Here is a 14,799-nt window from a genome sequence, read left to right on the forward strand (position 1 = left end):
CCGCTTGCCCCTATCCGCGCGCCGCCTCGACAGCGGTTCCGACCCACTCCAGTGACTGCTCCGGAAGCAGTCCGTAGTTATAGAACGAGAGCCGCGGCACTCCCTTCGAGTCGAGGGTCTCCACGATATCGACCACGGTATCCTCGTCGTCGATGGCCGGGTGGCCCGGCAGGAGACCGACGTGGAGTGGCACGTCATCGATTACTGTCTCAACGGCGTTGTACGCCTCTATGACTGCGTCAGCTGTGGATTCGTAGGCCGGCAGACAGTAGTAATCGACGTGGTTCGAGAGCGCTTGCAGGTCGGCCCCGACGATCCACTCGCGGCCGGGTTCCGGTGCGCCGACGTAGTAGCCAAGCGGTGTCGTTCCCGCGGCGTCAGCCAGCGTGGTGTACAGCGATGCCAGCGTCCGTTCGCGGAGATCGACGTACGCGGCGACGGTGCTGTGGTCCGCGAGCCACTCCTCCGGTGGATGCTCGTGTGACACGTCGCCGGCGACGATATCGTCCAGCGCGTCGGCTACCGTCTCGCGCGCTCGTTCAGTATCGACGCCCTCGGCCGTCGCATTCTCCTGACACTGTGGACAGAAACACAACCCAAGCAGGAACTCGCCGAGTGTGCCCAGTTGCGCGTGGATCTTCTGGTGATGCCAGCCGAAACCCGTTCCGTAGAAGTAATCGAACGTTTCCAGTTCGATACGAGCGAACTCATCGCGGGACGCCAGATCCGAAACCAGCGCCGAGAGATACGTCTGGACCGCGGGCTGGGAGGGACACAGGCCGAAGATCAGGTCGTCACCGTGTGCAGATTCCAGCGTGTATTCGGGGTTGGCCATCCCGAGCCGGGAGTTGTGGCAGCCGACTGTCCAGGAATTGAGCGTCAGGTCAGACAAACCGGCGGCGATGTCCGCAACCCAGTCTCCGTCCATCCCTTCGTACGGAACCGGTTCGAGGTTCTCGTACTCTGAGCCGGGCTCGAAATACGAACTCGCCCGGGCAAACAGCGTCCGCCGCTCCGGACTGTGCGGCGTAAACGCCTGCACCGTGTGATAGTTCGTGGCGAGGTTCAGTTCGTCAATGCCGACGCCGCGCAGTCGTGTTTCCACTTCGGCTGGCCCTTCGTCCAGAAGGTCCCACGGGTAGGCCCACATCGCAAATTCCATACACGGACAACTATCGCGGCGATAATAAAAGTAGAGGCGGTTACTCCTTGACCGCGCCAGCCGTCATGCCAGCCACGATATACTCCTCCAGGAAGGCGAACAGAATCAAGAGCGGGATAATGCCGATGACAGACACAGTGAGCATCATCCGCCAGTCGGTCTGCAGCGCCCCGACCATGGAGAAGACCCCACGTGGGATGTTGTACTTCGCGCTGTCAGTGAGGAAGGTGAGCACGAACAGTAGCCGATTCCACGCATAGAGGAAGGTGTAGGTGACACTGGCGACCAGCGCCGGCTTCGTGAGCGGGAGCACAATCTTCGTCAGGATTTGTACCTGGCTCGCGCCGTCGATACGCGCAGATTCTTCGAGCGCGACGGGTATCGTCTTGAAATACCCGTACAGCATCCAGACGTTGAACGGTAGCGTGAATGCCGCTGCCGGGACGATTACAGCGAGATAGGTGTTGAACAGCCCCATCTGGGTAATAACGTCGAAGAGGCCGACGATCAACACGACCGGTGCGAACATCTGCACGACCAGCACGGAGAGGAGGAAGGTTCGCTTCCCGACGAAGTCGTTCCGGGCACACGAGTACGCGGCCGGTATCGCCAGCAGAAGCGTCAGCACGACCGTCCCCACGGAGATGATGAAGCTATTCCCGACCCAGAGCAACACGTCGGTCTGTGTCCAGACCTGCAGATAGGCCTGGAAGCTGGGATCGCTGGGGACCAGCGTCGCTGGCGCAGCGAATATCTCTGACTCCGGCTTGAGCGTACTCGAGAACATCGCGTAGAACGGCAACATCATGAGTCCGAGCAGTCCGATCAACACGCCGTACAGCCGGACTTTGCGGAGACTGCTCCGGTCGTGGCCTGCCATCGTCATAGCTCGTCACCTCCGCGCGTGTAGATGCGCAGGTAGATAATGGCGAAGACGAACAGGAACAGAAATCCGATGACACTGTAAGCGGCTCCGCGGCCGAGGTTCCCGTTCTGGAGGCCCACCTGATAAATGTGGATAACGAGCGTTGCCGTCGAACTGATCGGGCCCCCGCCGGTCATCGTCCAGATGACGTCGAAACTGACGAACGTCCATATCGTCGACAGCAGCGTGGCAATCAGGACGACGCTTTTCAGCTGTGGGAGCGTGATATACCGGAACTGATGCCACTTCTCGGCCCCGTCGATGGCGGCTGCCTCGTACAGCTCCTGCGGTATCGACTGCAGCCCCGCGAGGAAAATAATCGCCATAAACGGCGTCCCGATCCAGATATCAGCCACGACGACGCCGAGCCACGCGATGCTCGGGTTCCCGAGGATACCGATACCCTGTTCGACGACGCCGAGTTTCAGCAAGATCGCGTTGAGGTAGCCAAACTGCGGGTGCTCTATCCACCGGAACACCACGGCAGAGATCGCATAGGGAATGCCCCACGGAATGAGAAACGCCGTTCGGAAGAACTTCCGACCGCGAATGTCGCCCTTGAGGTGAACGGCGATAAGCAGTCCCAGCAGTGTCTTGCCCGCGACGCCGACGACGACCCAGCGCCCGGTCTGCCAGAGCAGGCGGTAGAAGATATCGCTGTTGAATATTTCGACGTAGTGCTGGAGCCCGACGAACGTCTCAATGTTCGAGTCAGCCGGCGACTGGTACAGCGATAGCCGAAACGTCTCGATAATCGGGTACCCCACGACGGCTAGCAGGAACACCGCTGCGGGAGCGATGAGGAGGTACGCGCGGCTGTTGCGCTGAACGTACGCCAACCCTCGTTCGAGCCGTGAGTCATCGGACGCCTCGGTGTATTCCTCTGCCAGACTCATCCCTGTCTGTCACTCCATAGCATCTTCGAGATCACTCTGGGCATCGTTGAGCGCCTTTTGCGGTGACTTCCGATCCGCCAGTGCTTCCTGAATGGCCTGGACCATCCGGTCGTTGAACTCGCTGAAATTACCGAGCTTCGGTCGGGCGCGGGCGTACTGCCCCGCCTCGACGAACGGTCCCCAGTTCTTCGACTCTGAGAAGTACGAGCGCTCGCCAACGGCCTCAACGACGGGAAGGAACCCTTTCTGCTTCGAGTACTGGAACCGCCGCTCCTCGTCGAAATAGAACCGAATCAGGTCCCGGGCGAGGTCCTTGTGCTCGCTCTGACTCAGGACGGCGAGCGTGTCGATAGTGAACAGGCTGTACCGGCCCTCTGGGCCACGCGGCACCTGCACGATACCGTAGTCGAAGTCGACATCACCGTTTTCTTTCGCGGAGGTGATGTTGAGTCCCGTGTACACGTGCCCGATAACCATCCCGAGGTCCCCGTTTTCGAACAGTTGCCGGATGTCCTGCCGAGTCGAGGAAAGCGGTGACGACTGAGTGACGCCGTGTTCGAGGTGGAGGTCGGTGTACAACGAGAGGGCGTCGACAGCGCCGCTTGAGTTTACGACGGGCATTCCGTCGTCGTTCACGAGGTCGGCGCCGTGTGACCAGTGGTAGTGGTAGTACTGCGACCCAGTTTCGATTGCGTCCGCCCCCGCAAGGCCCAGTGCTGGGACGCTCGCATCACTGTCGCGAATCTGCGTTGCGGCATCCAGCATATCCTGCCACGAATCGAGCGACGGGTCTTCGGGGTCGAGCCCAGCCGTCTCGAAGACGTCTTTGTTGTAGTACAGGCACTTGTTCGAGGCGGCCCACGGCACGCCGTAGTGGGAGCCGTTGTACATCGTCCCTTCGGCCACGCCGTCGTAGAACTGCTCACCGAACTCCCCGTCCATCATGTCGTCAAGCGGTTCGAGCGCGTCTTTCCCCACGAGCTGTGGGATCCAGCGCGCCGGCCAGCGACTGACATCGGGCGCTTCGCCGCCGTCGACACGGTTGTTCACGGTTTGCCGCGCGTTGTCCCACGTAACGCTTGTAAATTCCACGTCGACGTCATGCTCGTCCTCGAAGGCCGTGTTGTTCTCCTCGAAGAACTGCTTGATGTTGTCTCCGACGCCCATCGTGAGGAACTGCACGCTCTGCGTGCTGCCGCCGCTGCCGTCACCACCGCTTCCACTGTCACCATCACCGCTGTCACCGCCGCTCCCACCGTCACCGCTACACCCCGCGATGGCGATGGCACCGCCTGCGCCGAGTGCTTGAAGAAGTCGTCGACGGTCGATACTGTCCTCGACAGACCTGTCGTTGTTATCGGGCTGCATCATTAATGTCACCTATTTCCATGTACATAATTCTTTGTGTTGTGTCCATCATTGGTTACGCATTGTGTTCGTGAATCGCCGTCATGAGGGCCGCGAGTTCCTCGCCGATAACTGAGCGGATTCGTTCGCCTGTTTCCGCGCTCGCCTGCTTCGGCGTCCCGATGGCTCCGGATGTGGAATACTCGTCGAACGACCGATAGACGGCGACGGTACCCCCGTCGAGCAGGTCTTGTCCGCCCCATCTGTAGTGTTCGTCCAGCGGCATACCGTCGCGGACCTCCGGGTCGCCCACGAGGTCTGGTCGGAGCGCAAGCATGAGGGATGTCTCGAACTCACCGCCGTGGGCCATTCCCCCCGTCTCGGTCGTCCGGAGTTCCTCGATTCTCTCTGATGCCAGATGGAAGTACGTCGTCCCGAGCACTTCCGCATCAGTATCGATGCCCACGGTACTCACGACGGCATCGATGAGCGGACTGTTCCCGCCGTGACCGTTGACGAACAGCACCGCATCAAATCCGTTCTGGATGCCGGCGTGCGCGATATCCTCAAGTGTCGCCCGCAAGTGCGCAAACTCGAGTGACAGGGTCCCACCGAACGATAGATGATGTGGTGAGAACCCGCTCCAGACTGGCGGTGTCATCACGACAGGAACGTCGTCCAGACGCTCGATGGCAGTGTCGACCATCGCCTCGACCAGAAGTGTGTCGGTGACGACCGGGAGGTGATCCCCGTGCTGTTCGACGCTGCCAACGGGAATAACGAGAACAGACCCCGACTGTTCACCGACTCTGCGGATCTGACTCGCAGTCATTCCGGCCCACTCGCTCTCTTTCCGGCCGATAGTATCGTACAACATATTAGATTGATTCTGTCCGCTGAAGCTGAGTCAGTTCCACTCGTTCGCCATCGGAATCGAACAGATGCATATCCTCTGTATGAAACCCTAACGCGATTTCGTCGCCGCGTTCTGGGCGGTATTCGCTATCGACTCGGGCTACGATTTCTTTCGACCCGCCTTCAGTCTCCAGATAGAGGAAATTGTCAGACCCCATGGGTTCTACGACGTCGACGGCTGTCTCGATGTACGTGCCGGCGTCCTCGGCAACGAAATCTTCGGGGCGGACGCCCAGCGTGTACTCCCCATCCGGAATGTCGACGTCGACTGTGAATTCGACAGCTCCTGAGTGGACCGTCGCGCGCCCGCCGCTGTTCGTCACACTCACTTCGAAGAAGTTCATCGATGGTGAGCCGATAAATCCCGCGACGAACTTGTTGTTGGGCTTATCGTAGCAGCGTTCCGGCGGCGCAACCTGCTGGAGCTCACCCTGATTGAGAATCACGATCCGGTCGGCCATCGTCATCGCTTCCGTCTGATCGTGCGTGACGTAAATCGTCGTCACGTCCAGCTCTTCCTGGATTCGCTGGATCTCGGTGCGCATCTGGGTCCGGAGCTTCGCGTCGAGATTCGACAGCGGTTCGTCCATCAGAAACACCTCCGGGTCCCGGACGATAGCCCGCCCGAGCGCGACACGTTGTTGCTGGCCACCCGAGAGTTGCTTCGGTAAATCGTTCATGAGGTCCGATATTTCCAGCAGTTCGGCGGCCTCGGTCACGCGCTGTTCGATCTGATCATCGTATTCACCCGACAGTCGTAGCCCGAAGGACATGTTCTCACGCACGGTCATGTGCGGGTACAGCGCGTAACTCTGGAACACCATCGCAATGTTCCGGTCCTGTGGACGAACGTCGTTGACTACGTCCCCGCCGATAGCAATCTCACCATCGGTGACCGTTTCGAGCCCCGCAATCATCCGAAGCGTGGTCGACTTCCCACAGCCGGACGGCCCGACAACGACGATAAACTCCCCGTCCTCCACGGTCAGAGAAAGATCCTCGACTGCAAGGACGTCGTCGTCGTATACCTTGCTGACGCTTGATAGTGTAACTTCGCTCATACCGAGTAACATAAGCATCGCAATCATCATTAATAAATGTTGGTAGTACCGGCAGGGGCAGGCAGACCAATCACATCGAAACCTGGCGAGCACTGTGGAGTACTATCCGGTATGACTGCGTAGCTAGCGGTTTTGAGTCATGCTGCAAATGGATACTCGGTAGTGCGACCTCGTACCGTAACGCGGAACACGGAGTAGAGAGCTACTCCGTCGGAGCAAATGGGACCTCGGAGCGCTGCCACTCTCTTTCAATGAGATTGAAAACTACCTGTTGTGCTCGCCAGGAGCAGGCTGGTGTGATAAACCAACGCCAGAGACCCTGTAACTTTGAAATCGGGTGCTGGATATCACAACCGTTGTGGTCGTGTGGTATGTTGCCATTCTTCGCAATGGGAGAAATTGTAGAAAATAACATCCGTACCCTTGTTAGACTGGATCGCTTCGGGGTGCAGTACTGGCTTCCAACACCATTGGAAATATTTTGCCGCTCGCCGGAACCTATTTTATTCTGCAGAAAAAAGCGCATCTATGCCTTCACAGAACAATAAAACAATCAGCGCGGTTGAGACGACGCTGGACATCCTCGGTGCTCTCGGAAAACTTGAACCGGTCGGTCTCTCCGATCTGGCGTCTCACCTCGATATCCCCACGAGCACTGTCTTCATTCATCTCAACACATTAGTTCAACGCGATTACGTCGTTAAGGAGTCCGGGCAGTATCGTCGGTCGTTCCGCTTTCTGGAGCTCGGTGGCAGTGTTCGGCAGCGGCTGGATATTGGTCGGCTGCTCCGTAATAAAGTCGAAGAACTCAGCAGAGAAACGGGTGAGATTGCTGGTGCCGGCATCGAGGAGAACGGCCAGCGGGTCATCCTCTACAGGAGTTCTGGCGGAAAGGCTGCGGGCGACGAAATCCCTATCGGGAACCACACAGAGATGCACTGGACATCGCTGGGCAAAGCCATTCTGGCGCATCTTCCGGTGGACAAACGAAACGAAATCGTTGCCGAACATGGGCTTCCGAGAGGGACTGATAACACGCTATCATCCCGGTCAGAGCTTGAAGCGGCGCTTGAGCAAATCCGCGACCAGGGCTATGCGATAGACGACGAGGAGCATCTCCGAGGTGTTCGAGGTGTCGCTGTACCAATATTCAACGACGAACAGGATGTTATGGTGTCCCTCGGTATTACTGGTCCCAGAGATAGATTCACGTCCAGATATATGGCAAACCTGCTGGAAATACTCAGATATACGAAAAACGAGATCGAAGTTCGAAGTCAATACTACGAGTACAGTACGATAGACGGATAGCCCGAAATACAATACTGCCTCGTTCAGTGATACAAACAAATACTTGGTATCGATGCCCTTTCGGCGGCAACTTTATTCCTAAACCCGGCATAATAGATGCCTTCTCTGGTTTAATTCCTGAGTTCGCCCCAAAACCAATCGAAACTTCTCCAGGTAATATTTCTCTCTCGAACTAAATGTGGGCAAATAACATAAATTACTACCGTGTGTACGCTGGCGGTATGCGGACCGTAGACTCATAATCCGCCGCATTAGGTAACACTGCCTTGTCTCGATTAGTTCAAGTCGTATAGTTCAATACGCCCGTTCTCTCATCCGCACATAGTGAGTCTTCGTTGGTACTGCTCCTTCAGAGCAGGTCTTCCCGTGTTGCCCGAGAATCGCCTGCTAACTGTTCGCTATTCGAATTGCCCCGACTTTTTCACTGCCAGTTCCGATACCGATACTACACCGCGATGACAAAACGCGCTCTGCCGATAGCATGACACCACAGGCGACTGACTCCGATATGTCGGATCCCACTGCTGAGACAGCCGTCCGAACAGCCAACTCGACGTGGTGGCTTGTGGCAGGTGCGAGCCTGATTTCGATGGGATTGGCCGCATACGAGATCGTCCCTGCAAGCGTCACGCCGCTCATTCAGGAATCACTGCGGGTCGGACCGACAGCCGCTGGACTCCTCGTCGGAGTCATGTTCGGAACTGCTGTCGTCGTCAGCCTTCCTGCCGGTGCTGTACTGGATCGGACCGATTCGAGAACCGCGATGGCCATTGCGGTAGGCATGTTGGTCATCGCCGGGCTGTGGGGATGGCGAGCCGGCCGGCGCGGCCAGTACGAGTCAATCCTCGCATCCCGTGCACTGGGCGGAGCCGCCTACGTCGTCGTCTGGAACGCCGGTATTGACATGGTGAGCCGGGCTGTCGAGGACTCTCACCGCGCGACAGCAGTCGGCATCTTCACCGCCAGCGGCCCGGTTGGCTTCGCACTCGGACAGGGAACTGGGCCGCTCATCGCCCAGCGGTTCGGCTGGCCGACTGTCCTTCTGGCCTTCATTGGCCCTGCAATCGCCGGCCTGGCCGTCTTCTGGCCAGCGAGTCGCGGGCACGGCGGAAGTCGGGGTGATGCCCCGTCTCTGCGAGAATTCGGGGCAGTGTTGCGGAGCCCGAGTGTCTGGCTCGTCGGGGCTCTCGGCTTCCTCGGTTACGCGCTATACCTGTTTGTGAACAGCTGGGGCTCGTCGTATCTCACGCAAGAACTAAACTTCTCGCTGGCCGTGAGTGGGCTCGTTGTTGCCGTGTTCCCCGCTGTGGGGGTGCTCTCTCGAATCAGCGGTGGACTCATATCGGATCGGGTCTTCGATGGCAAGCGGCGACCGGTTGTGCTGTGCTCGTTCGGCCTTGCTGCGCCGCTGCTCCTCGGGTTCACGCAGCTTCGCTCGCTGGCGTTGCTTGTCACCGTCCTTCTGTTGATCGGCTTTGCGGTCCAACTGACGCTTGGCCTCTCGTTTACGTACGTCCGAGAGGTCGTTGACCTGCGGGTCGCTGCAACGGCGGTCGCATTCCAGACGAGTATCGGCCTCGCGGGTGCGTTCGTTGCACCGATTGCCGGCGGCGCCGTGGTGAACAGAGCCGGATTTGCGTCGGCGTTTTTACTGGCTGGCGTGGTCGCTGTCGCCGGTATCATCGTTGCATGGCAGGCCCCGGAGCCCGGACGCCAGTAGGCTACGACTTGATGCACTCCGCCGTTCGCGGCCCGCGTTCCGGGCTGTCGGCTCAATTGATTTGTCACTGGAAGACACATCACAGACGAATGCCATCTGAGTCTTTCACACTTGCGGCCGCACAGGTAGAGCCCGTCTACCATGATAAGGCTGGAACGCTGGACAAGACGTGTCGGTATATCGAGCAGGCGGGTCGGGACGGCGCAGACATCGTCGTTTTTCCGGAGACGTACTTCCCAGGGTATCCATACTGGCGGGGCAGTGTTTCCATCCCCAGATGGACTGACCTGATGGTGGATCTTCAGAAGAATAGCCTCCACGTCGACGACGAGGCGATTGATATCCTCGGTGAGACCGTCGCGGAAGCCGACCTCACGCTCGTGCTGGGGACGAACGAAATCAGCGACCGGCAGGGGAGCGAGACGCTCTACAATTCGCTGTTTTACTTCGACAGTACCGGGGAGCTGGTGGGTCGCCACCGGAAACTCATGCCGACCCACGAGGAGCGTGCCATCTGGGGCCGTGGCGATCCGTCGTGTCTGGCTACGTACGAAACAGCTGTCGGCCGACTCGGTGGGCTCATCTGCTATGAGAACCACATGACACTCTCGAAGGCGGCGCTAACCGCGATGGGTGAGGAGATACACGCCGCCGTCTGGCCCGGCTTCTGGGAACAGCACGGGCATCCGGGGGACAAGACCCGAGCGGAGACGAGCGACGCTGTGGATACCTGTGATATCTATCCCGCCATGCGTGAGTATGCCTTCGAAACCCAGTCGTTCGTCGCCGCGTGTTCGGCGTACATGAGCGACGCCGTGCCGGACGGGTTCTCGGCGGAGGAACTCGGATTCAACGTCGCTGCGGGCGGGAGTATGCTTATCAACCCGGCTGGTATTGTCAAAGCCGGCCCGCTGATCGGTGAGGAGGGGCTTCTGACTGCCGAGTTCCGGGACGACGAACGACGGGCGACGAAAGCATACTTCGATGCGATGGGTCACTACACCCGATGGGACGCAGTCAGCTTGTCCATCAGTGATAAAACGCTAATGCCGTCACAGCCTCGGGAATCCGGCACGGAGGCAGTCGCTGGGACGGTTCGCTCTCGGCAGCCCAGGCACAAGCGGTAGCCGACGAGTACGACGTTCCCATCGGAGTTGTCGAAGCGGTCGCCGACGAACTGGCAGACTAAGTAGTCGTAGCTGGTTCTTTTTCGGATAGAATGCAAACCGGTGGGTTGGGGAATTACTTATTGTAACTGTCCGGAATCAACACGACACCGTGGAAATCAAAGAGGTCGGAAACGACCGACTCGATGCGCCCGAAGTTCGGTGGCAGTGCGACTGCCGGCAGATAGAAATCGTCGGTGGAGAACTTGCTGTTCTCTGTTGTCCTGTTTTGTTGGGTGCTCATTTCAATATACTATATTGGCCACAACATCCTAAGGCCCTTGGTGGATAATCACGGGCATTTATTACGGACGGTTTAACATGATTATTAATATATATTGTCAGTAGAGCGGCTGTCGCTGCATTGAGTAAATCTGTGCCACACAGTTTTCGACCAGTTTCCGTCCGGTCTGTTCCCAGGACAGGTTCCATGTCCGTTCTCAACGGTGAAAACACACTACTCAGCCCGGCCTGTCCTCGCTCGGAGTACAGTCAGATTTATATTTTTGCCCTCGTGTGTGCACCTGTGTATGTAAACATTGACGTAGAGACCCAGCATATACACAGTAACTCACCGATGCTGCTGTTCAGCCGTCCAGCTCGTATTGATCTTTGACGCCTCGAGAGCAGTCCCGTCCCACACAATGTCGATAACGACCAAAATACACATCGAACACGAACGCCTCGCGCTGGTTCCGACCTTACAGAACCTTGGAGAGATAACCATCCGCGTTATTACACAGGGGAACACCGACCCGGGATCCACTGTGTTTCCGTTCCTTATCGAGTATCACGACAGGGAACGACTCGAGGAGATGCTCGATGCCGACCCGACAGTCCAGAGTTACGATCTTGTCGACTGGACCGACCAGACTGGTATATACTACATCGAACACACTCCTGAAACGAAACTCATCAGCTCCGTTGTTACCGATGTCAACGGTTTTCTCGTTCATACAGAGACGAAGGGCAACGGGTGGCTCGTCCGACTCCTGCTCCCGGACCGCGACGCGCTCAATACGATCTGGGAATATGCAAACGAGAACGATATCTCACTCGATATAATCGAAATATACGGAAACACGGACACCGGAGGCGAGTCGTCGTACGGACTGACTGACGAACAGCGGACCGCCCTGACAACTGCGTACGAAAACGGCTATTTCGGAGAGCCCAGAGATATCTCGCTGAACGAAGTCGCCGACGAAATCGGACTATCCTCGACAGCGATGAGCGGCAGACTCCGCCGTGGGATGCGGAACCTCATTGCGGCGACGTTAATAGACCGAGAGAAGTGAGTTCGAAAGTCGGAGATCAGTGGGTGCTCGGAAAGGGCTTCCCGCGGCTTTGCCAGTAGCAACTTCTGCTGTTCATATCGACTCACATCTGAAAGCAAATCCGACAGTTTCTGTCTAAAAACAGCAAAAAGACATCTATCGGGCGAATATTAGATCCCTTTAGCTGCTAGAAGCTACTTCGATTGCCTGCTCGAATCTTTTTGCCGATAGACTGGCCGTAACGCTGTCGCATCTTTGTTGTATCCCAACCACACGCTCAACGCTGTCGCGGCGAAGACGAGATACACGGGGAACAGGAGAACGAGCACGTATCCAGCAAACAGTGGCGTCAGAACGTCTAGCCAGTACAGGGTCGCGATTCCGGCGAGCCCACCGACAGCGCTCGCAACGATTCCCAGGCGAAACGCCTGAGCAGCGGCGGGTCCGGGCGACAGGTGAATCGTATCCATGCAACATTTTATATGGCTGACCCCCATAAGTGGCGCGCGAGATGCGCTATCACGGTCCGGGCTAGCACTGCTGTGACAGCATCTTACTGGTCACAAACGGTGGAAGTACGATACTCAAGACCTGGTAGAATTCTTGCATCTGTGTCTCCAACTCGGGCAGCGAAACTGATGCGTGAGTTCCGAGCGGTGACCTCACTCATCGACCGGGACGGACTTATTCCTAGGAGCCCGACAAAGTGGTATGTATGAAAGTCTCGTTGATCGCTGCCGTCGCAGCTAACGGCGTGATCGGCGCTGGCGGCGACATTCCGTGGCAGTATCCCGAAGACCTGGCACACTTCAAGCAGACAACAGTCGGTCATCCCGTGATTATGGGGCGGCGAACCTTCGAGAGTATTCAGCGTGACCTTGGTGGCCCGCTGCCGAAGCGACTGAACATCGTCTTGACTACGACACCGAATCGCCTTCCGGACAGTGTTACGGCCGTTACCTCGACGACGTCGGCGTTGTCAGCAGCGGCCGATAGTGGTGCATCTACGACGTACGTCATCGGCGGGGCGACAGTGTACGAACAGTTTCTCCAACGGGCTGACGAGCTAGTTCTGACGGAAGTATCAGCCCCTTTCGATGGCGATGTCGTCTTTCCGACAGTCGACTGGTCGTGCTGGACTGAGACCGACCGAACGACACACAGCGAGTTCGCTATCGTGAGCTACACTCGAACAAGCAGTTGCTCGGAATGATCTCTGTCTGAGCAGTCACAACGACTGCGCTGTGCCGGGCGTTTCGTCCCGTACTTTCCAGCCTCAGCCGTATTATACGGTTTCGTGCTCAGGAGGTGTAAAACAACGGCTCAGAGCATCGTCGCTGCCAGTCAACTCTACCCCGTATATAAATCCCAGAAGCAAGTAACAGTATCTTTTATTAGCATTTCACATCTTCTTTCAGAGGCATGACCGGTAACGAGGAACATCCTAACCATCCCAGTGTCGACCAGTCAGACCGGACCGTCCCACGTAACCTCCGCCAGACTGGTGACCCCAACATCGAGATGTTAGTGTCGACGCGCGTTCGAAAGTCTCCGTTCTTCCACAAGTCATTCAATGAGGAGGGTGCCTGGCGGGCAACCGTCTACAACCGTCTCTATCACCCGCGCGGCCTCATCGAACCCGAAGATGGCGGTGTGATGAAGGAGTACGACGCACTGACCAACACCGTCACCCTCTGGGACGTTGCCGTAGAGCGCCAGATTCGTGTCAAAGGGCCTGACGCCGAAGCGCTAACGAACTACGTCGTCACACGCGACGTGACAGGTATGGACGCCATGGACGGGAAGTACGTCATCCTCTGTAACGAGGACGGTGGCGTCCTGAACGACCCCGTCCTCCTGCGTCCCGAGGAAGACGAGTTCTGGTTCTCCATCTCGGACTCGACGCTGATGCAGTGGCTCCAAGGTGTCAACGTCGACAACGATTTCGACGTCGAAATCGACGAGATCGACGTCGCACCGATGCAGATACAGGGTCCGAAAGCGCTTGACGTGATGGTCGATGTCGTCGGCGACGAGGTCAAAGATGTCCCGTACTACGGCCTGATGGACGGCGAAATCAACGGGGCCGACGTGCTCATCAGCCAGACCGGCTTCTCCGGTGAGAAAGGGTTCGAGATTTACGTCCGAAACGCCCACGAGGACGCTGAGAAGGTATGGGACCCAGTTATGGAGTCCGTCAAAGACCACGGTGGTCGCCAGATCGCGCCGGGACACCACCGCCGGATTGCCGCTGGCATCATGTCCTGGGGTCAGGACCTCGACCACGAGACCTCTCCGTTTCAGGTCAATCTCGGCTATCACGTTCCCGACGATAAGGAGGCCGACTACATCGGGAAAGAGGTGCTTGAAGAGCAGAAAGAACAGATCGAGAACGGTAACTACCCGTTCCAGCACAAGCTTATCGGTCTGAAGATTGCCGGTGAGCCGATCCGCGACTACGCCCCCGACTTCTGGCTTATCTCTGATCCGGACACGGGCGAGGAGTGTGGCTACCTCACGTCCCCGTGGTGGAACCCGGACCTCGAAACCAACATCGGGATGGGGTTCGTCCCGGCCGAGAAGATTCAGGAAGTCACAGATACGCCGCTCAACGACGAGATTTACGACGAGGAACTGGACTTAGAGTTCCAGGTTCATCTCCCAGACGAGTACGCAGAGGAACCCGGCGAACCGGTGTTCGCCACCGCCGCGAAGGTGCCGTTCAAGGAGTCGGTCAATCCCAGCGCCCGTGAGCAGGCGAAGCTCAACGCCCGCAAAGAAGCTGAAAGCGACGACTAACTCCCGGACTCCGCCTGTCCCGGCAGCCAGCGCACTTCGCTGTCGTCCGCCGATTTTATTCTTTGACTGCCGTCCCGGTGCTCACTGAAACTGTCGTAGCGCTACGCTGCTTTGACACGTCACTCAGTCCTGCTTTGCTGTCGCTGGACAGATGTGTCTGCTGAATATCCACGTCGCCTCTCGTTGTACTGCGGTGTGGTTATCGGGACACACCACTATC

Annotated in this window: 14 protein-coding genes; 6 read left to right on the forward strand and 8 right to left on the reverse strand. The window is 57.8% G+C overall.

The window, feature by feature from the left end; genetic code table 11:
• Nucleotides 1-10: 10 nt before the first annotated feature.
• Genes DVK01_RS12830 through DVK01_RS12855 form a run of 6 tightly spaced genes read right to left on the reverse strand, consistent with a single transcriptional unit; the run spans nucleotide 11 to nucleotide 6,306 of the window.
• Nucleotides 11-1,162, reverse strand: a complete 1,152-nt coding sequence (locus tag DVK01_RS12830) for a hypothetical protein (RefSeq protein WP_121537019.1) — start codon at nucleotides 1,160-1,162, stop codon at nucleotides 11-13.
• 40 nt (nucleotides 1,163-1,202) lie between these two features.
• Nucleotides 1,203-2,048: a carbohydrate ABC transporter permease gene (locus tag DVK01_RS12835; protein WP_101351774.1), complete on the reverse strand. Its 846-nt coding sequence runs from the start codon at nucleotides 2,046-2,048 to the stop codon at nucleotides 1,203-1,205.
• A complete protein-coding gene (locus tag DVK01_RS12840) occupies nucleotides 2,045-2,983 on the reverse strand; it encodes a carbohydrate ABC transporter permease (protein WP_101351775.1) in 939 nt (312 codons plus the stop codon). Before DVK01_RS12840 ends, DVK01_RS12835 begins: the two co-directional genes overlap by 4 nt.
• Nucleotides 2,984-2,992: 9 nt before the next feature.
• On the reverse strand, nucleotides 2,993-4,351 hold the full coding sequence (locus tag DVK01_RS12845; protein ID WP_101351776.1) for a sugar ABC transporter substrate-binding protein: 1,359 nt from the start codon (nucleotides 4,349-4,351) through the stop codon (nucleotides 2,993-2,995).
• Between the two features lie 55 nt (nucleotides 4,352-4,406).
• Entirely contained in the window at nucleotides 4,407-5,207 is an 801-nt protein-coding gene (locus tag DVK01_RS12850; protein ID WP_121537021.1) for a creatininase family protein, read from the reverse strand.
• Nucleotide 5,208: 1 nt separating this feature from the next.
• Nucleotides 5,209-6,306 carry an ABC transporter ATP-binding protein gene (locus DVK01_RS12855; RefSeq protein ID WP_121537319.1) on the reverse strand — a complete coding sequence of 366 codons (1,098 nt, stop codon included), beginning with the start codon at nucleotides 6,304-6,306 and terminating at the stop codon, nucleotides 5,209-5,211.
• Nucleotides 6,307-6,834: 528 nt separating this feature from the next.
• Between DVK01_RS12855 and DVK01_RS12860 the strand changes: the two genes are divergently transcribed.
• From DVK01_RS12860 to DVK01_RS12870, 3 genes are all read left to right on the forward strand, one after another.
• The gene (locus tag DVK01_RS12860) at nucleotides 6,835-7,617 is read left to right on the forward strand and encodes an IclR family transcriptional regulator (protein WP_121537023.1); all 783 of its coding nucleotides are present in this window, start codon (nucleotides 6,835-6,837) and stop codon (nucleotides 7,615-7,617) included.
• A gap of 481 nt (nucleotides 7,618-8,098) precedes the next feature.
• Nucleotides 8,099-9,337 carry an MFS transporter gene (locus DVK01_RS12865; protein WP_121512508.1) on the forward strand — a complete coding sequence of 413 codons (1,239 nt, stop codon included), beginning with the start codon at nucleotides 8,099-8,101 and terminating at the stop codon, nucleotides 9,335-9,337.
• 89 nt (nucleotides 9,338-9,426) lie between these two features.
• Nucleotides 9,427-10,464 (forward strand): carbon-nitrogen hydrolase family protein, encoded by a 1,038-nt coding sequence (locus tag DVK01_RS12870; protein WP_233562776.1) that lies wholly within the window; start codon nucleotides 9,427-9,429, stop codon nucleotides 10,462-10,464.
• A gap of 115 nt (nucleotides 10,465-10,579) precedes the next feature.
• Here DVK01_RS12870 and DVK01_RS22265 read toward each other — a convergent pair whose 3' ends face one another.
• Nucleotides 10,580-10,747 carry a hypothetical protein gene (locus tag DVK01_RS22265; protein ID WP_198560252.1) on the reverse strand — a complete coding sequence of 56 codons (168 nt, stop codon included), beginning with the start codon at nucleotides 10,745-10,747 and terminating at the stop codon, nucleotides 10,580-10,582.
• Nucleotides 10,748-11,147: 400 nt separating this feature from the next.
• Here DVK01_RS22265 and DVK01_RS12875 point away from each other — a divergent pair, with 400 nt between their 5' ends.
• Nucleotides 11,148-11,801, forward strand: a complete 654-nt coding sequence (locus tag DVK01_RS12875; protein WP_101351781.1) for a helix-turn-helix domain-containing protein — start codon at nucleotides 11,148-11,150, stop codon at nucleotides 11,799-11,801.
• Between the two features lie 173 nt (nucleotides 11,802-11,974).
• Here DVK01_RS12875 and DVK01_RS12880 read toward each other — a convergent pair whose 3' ends face one another.
• Nucleotides 11,975-12,250, reverse strand: a complete 276-nt coding sequence (locus tag DVK01_RS12880) for a hypothetical protein (protein ID WP_101351782.1) — start codon at nucleotides 12,248-12,250, stop codon at nucleotides 11,975-11,977.
• 245 nt (nucleotides 12,251-12,495) lie between these two features.
• Here DVK01_RS12880 and DVK01_RS12885 point away from each other — a divergent pair, with 245 nt between their 5' ends.
• Nucleotides 12,496-12,993 (forward strand): dihydrofolate reductase, encoded by a 498-nt coding sequence (locus DVK01_RS12885; RefSeq protein ID WP_121537025.1) that lies wholly within the window; start codon nucleotides 12,496-12,498, stop codon nucleotides 12,991-12,993.
• Between the two features lie 209 nt (nucleotides 12,994-13,202).
• Nucleotides 13,203-14,579 carry a glycine cleavage system protein T gene (locus DVK01_RS12890; protein WP_101351784.1) on the forward strand — a complete coding sequence of 459 codons (1,377 nt, stop codon included), beginning with the start codon at nucleotides 13,203-13,205 and terminating at the stop codon, nucleotides 14,577-14,579.
• Nucleotides 14,580-14,799 lie beyond the last annotated feature (220 nt).

The sequence above is a fragment of the Haloarcula sp. Atlit-120R genome (genome assembly GCF_003665885.1).
Taxonomy (GTDB): domain Archaea; phylum Halobacteriota; class Halobacteria; order Halobacteriales; family Haloarculaceae; genus Haloarcula; species Haloarcula taiwanensis.

Bases quoted from the DNA above. Each gene is read 5' to 3' on its own strand.
- DVK01_RS12875 (WP_101351781.1), top strand. From the start codon at position 11,148: ATGTCGATAACGACCAAAATACACATCGAACACGAACGCCTCGCGCTG.
- DVK01_RS12850 (WP_121537021.1), bottom strand. From the start codon at position 5,207: ATGTTGTACGATACTATCGGCCGGAAAGAGAGCGAGTGGGCCGGAATG.
- DVK01_RS12890 (WP_101351784.1), top strand. From the start codon at position 13,203: ATGACCGGTAACGAGGAACATCCTAACCATCCCAGTGTCGACCAGTCA.
- DVK01_RS12865 (WP_121512508.1), top strand. From the start codon at position 8,099: ATGACACCACAGGCGACTGACTCCGATATGTCGGATCCCACTGCTGAG.
- DVK01_RS12880 (WP_101351782.1), bottom strand. From the start codon at position 12,250: ATGGATACGATTCACCTGTCGCCCGGACCCGCCGCTGCTCAGGCGTTT.
- DVK01_RS12830 (WP_121537019.1), bottom strand. From the start codon at position 1,162: ATGGAATTTGCGATGTGGGCCTACCCGTGGGACCTTCTGGACGAAGGG.
- DVK01_RS12840 (WP_101351775.1), bottom strand. From the start codon at position 2,983: ATGAGTCTGGCAGAGGAATACACCGAGGCGTCCGATGACTCACGGCTC.
- DVK01_RS12835 (WP_101351774.1), bottom strand. From the start codon at position 2,048: ATGACGATGGCAGGCCACGACCGGAGCAGTCTCCGCAAAGTCCGGCTG.
- DVK01_RS12855 (WP_121537319.1), bottom strand. From the start codon at position 6,306: ATGAGCGAAGTTACACTATCAAGCGTCAGCAAGGTATACGACGACGAC.
- DVK01_RS12885 (WP_121537025.1), top strand. From the start codon at position 12,496: ATGAAAGTCTCGTTGATCGCTGCCGTCGCAGCTAACGGCGTGATCGGC.
- DVK01_RS12870 (WP_233562776.1), top strand. From the start codon at position 9,427: ATGCCATCTGAGTCTTTCACACTTGCGGCCGCACAGGTAGAGCCCGTC.
- DVK01_RS12845 (WP_101351776.1), bottom strand. From the start codon at position 4,351: ATGCAGCCCGATAACAACGACAGGTCTGTCGAGGACAGTATCGACCGT.
- DVK01_RS12860 (WP_121537023.1), top strand. From the start codon at position 6,835: ATGCCTTCACAGAACAATAAAACAATCAGCGCGGTTGAGACGACGCTG.
- DVK01_RS22265 (WP_198560252.1), bottom strand. From the start codon at position 10,747: ATGAGCACCCAACAAAACAGGACAACAGAGAACAGCAAGTTCTCCACC.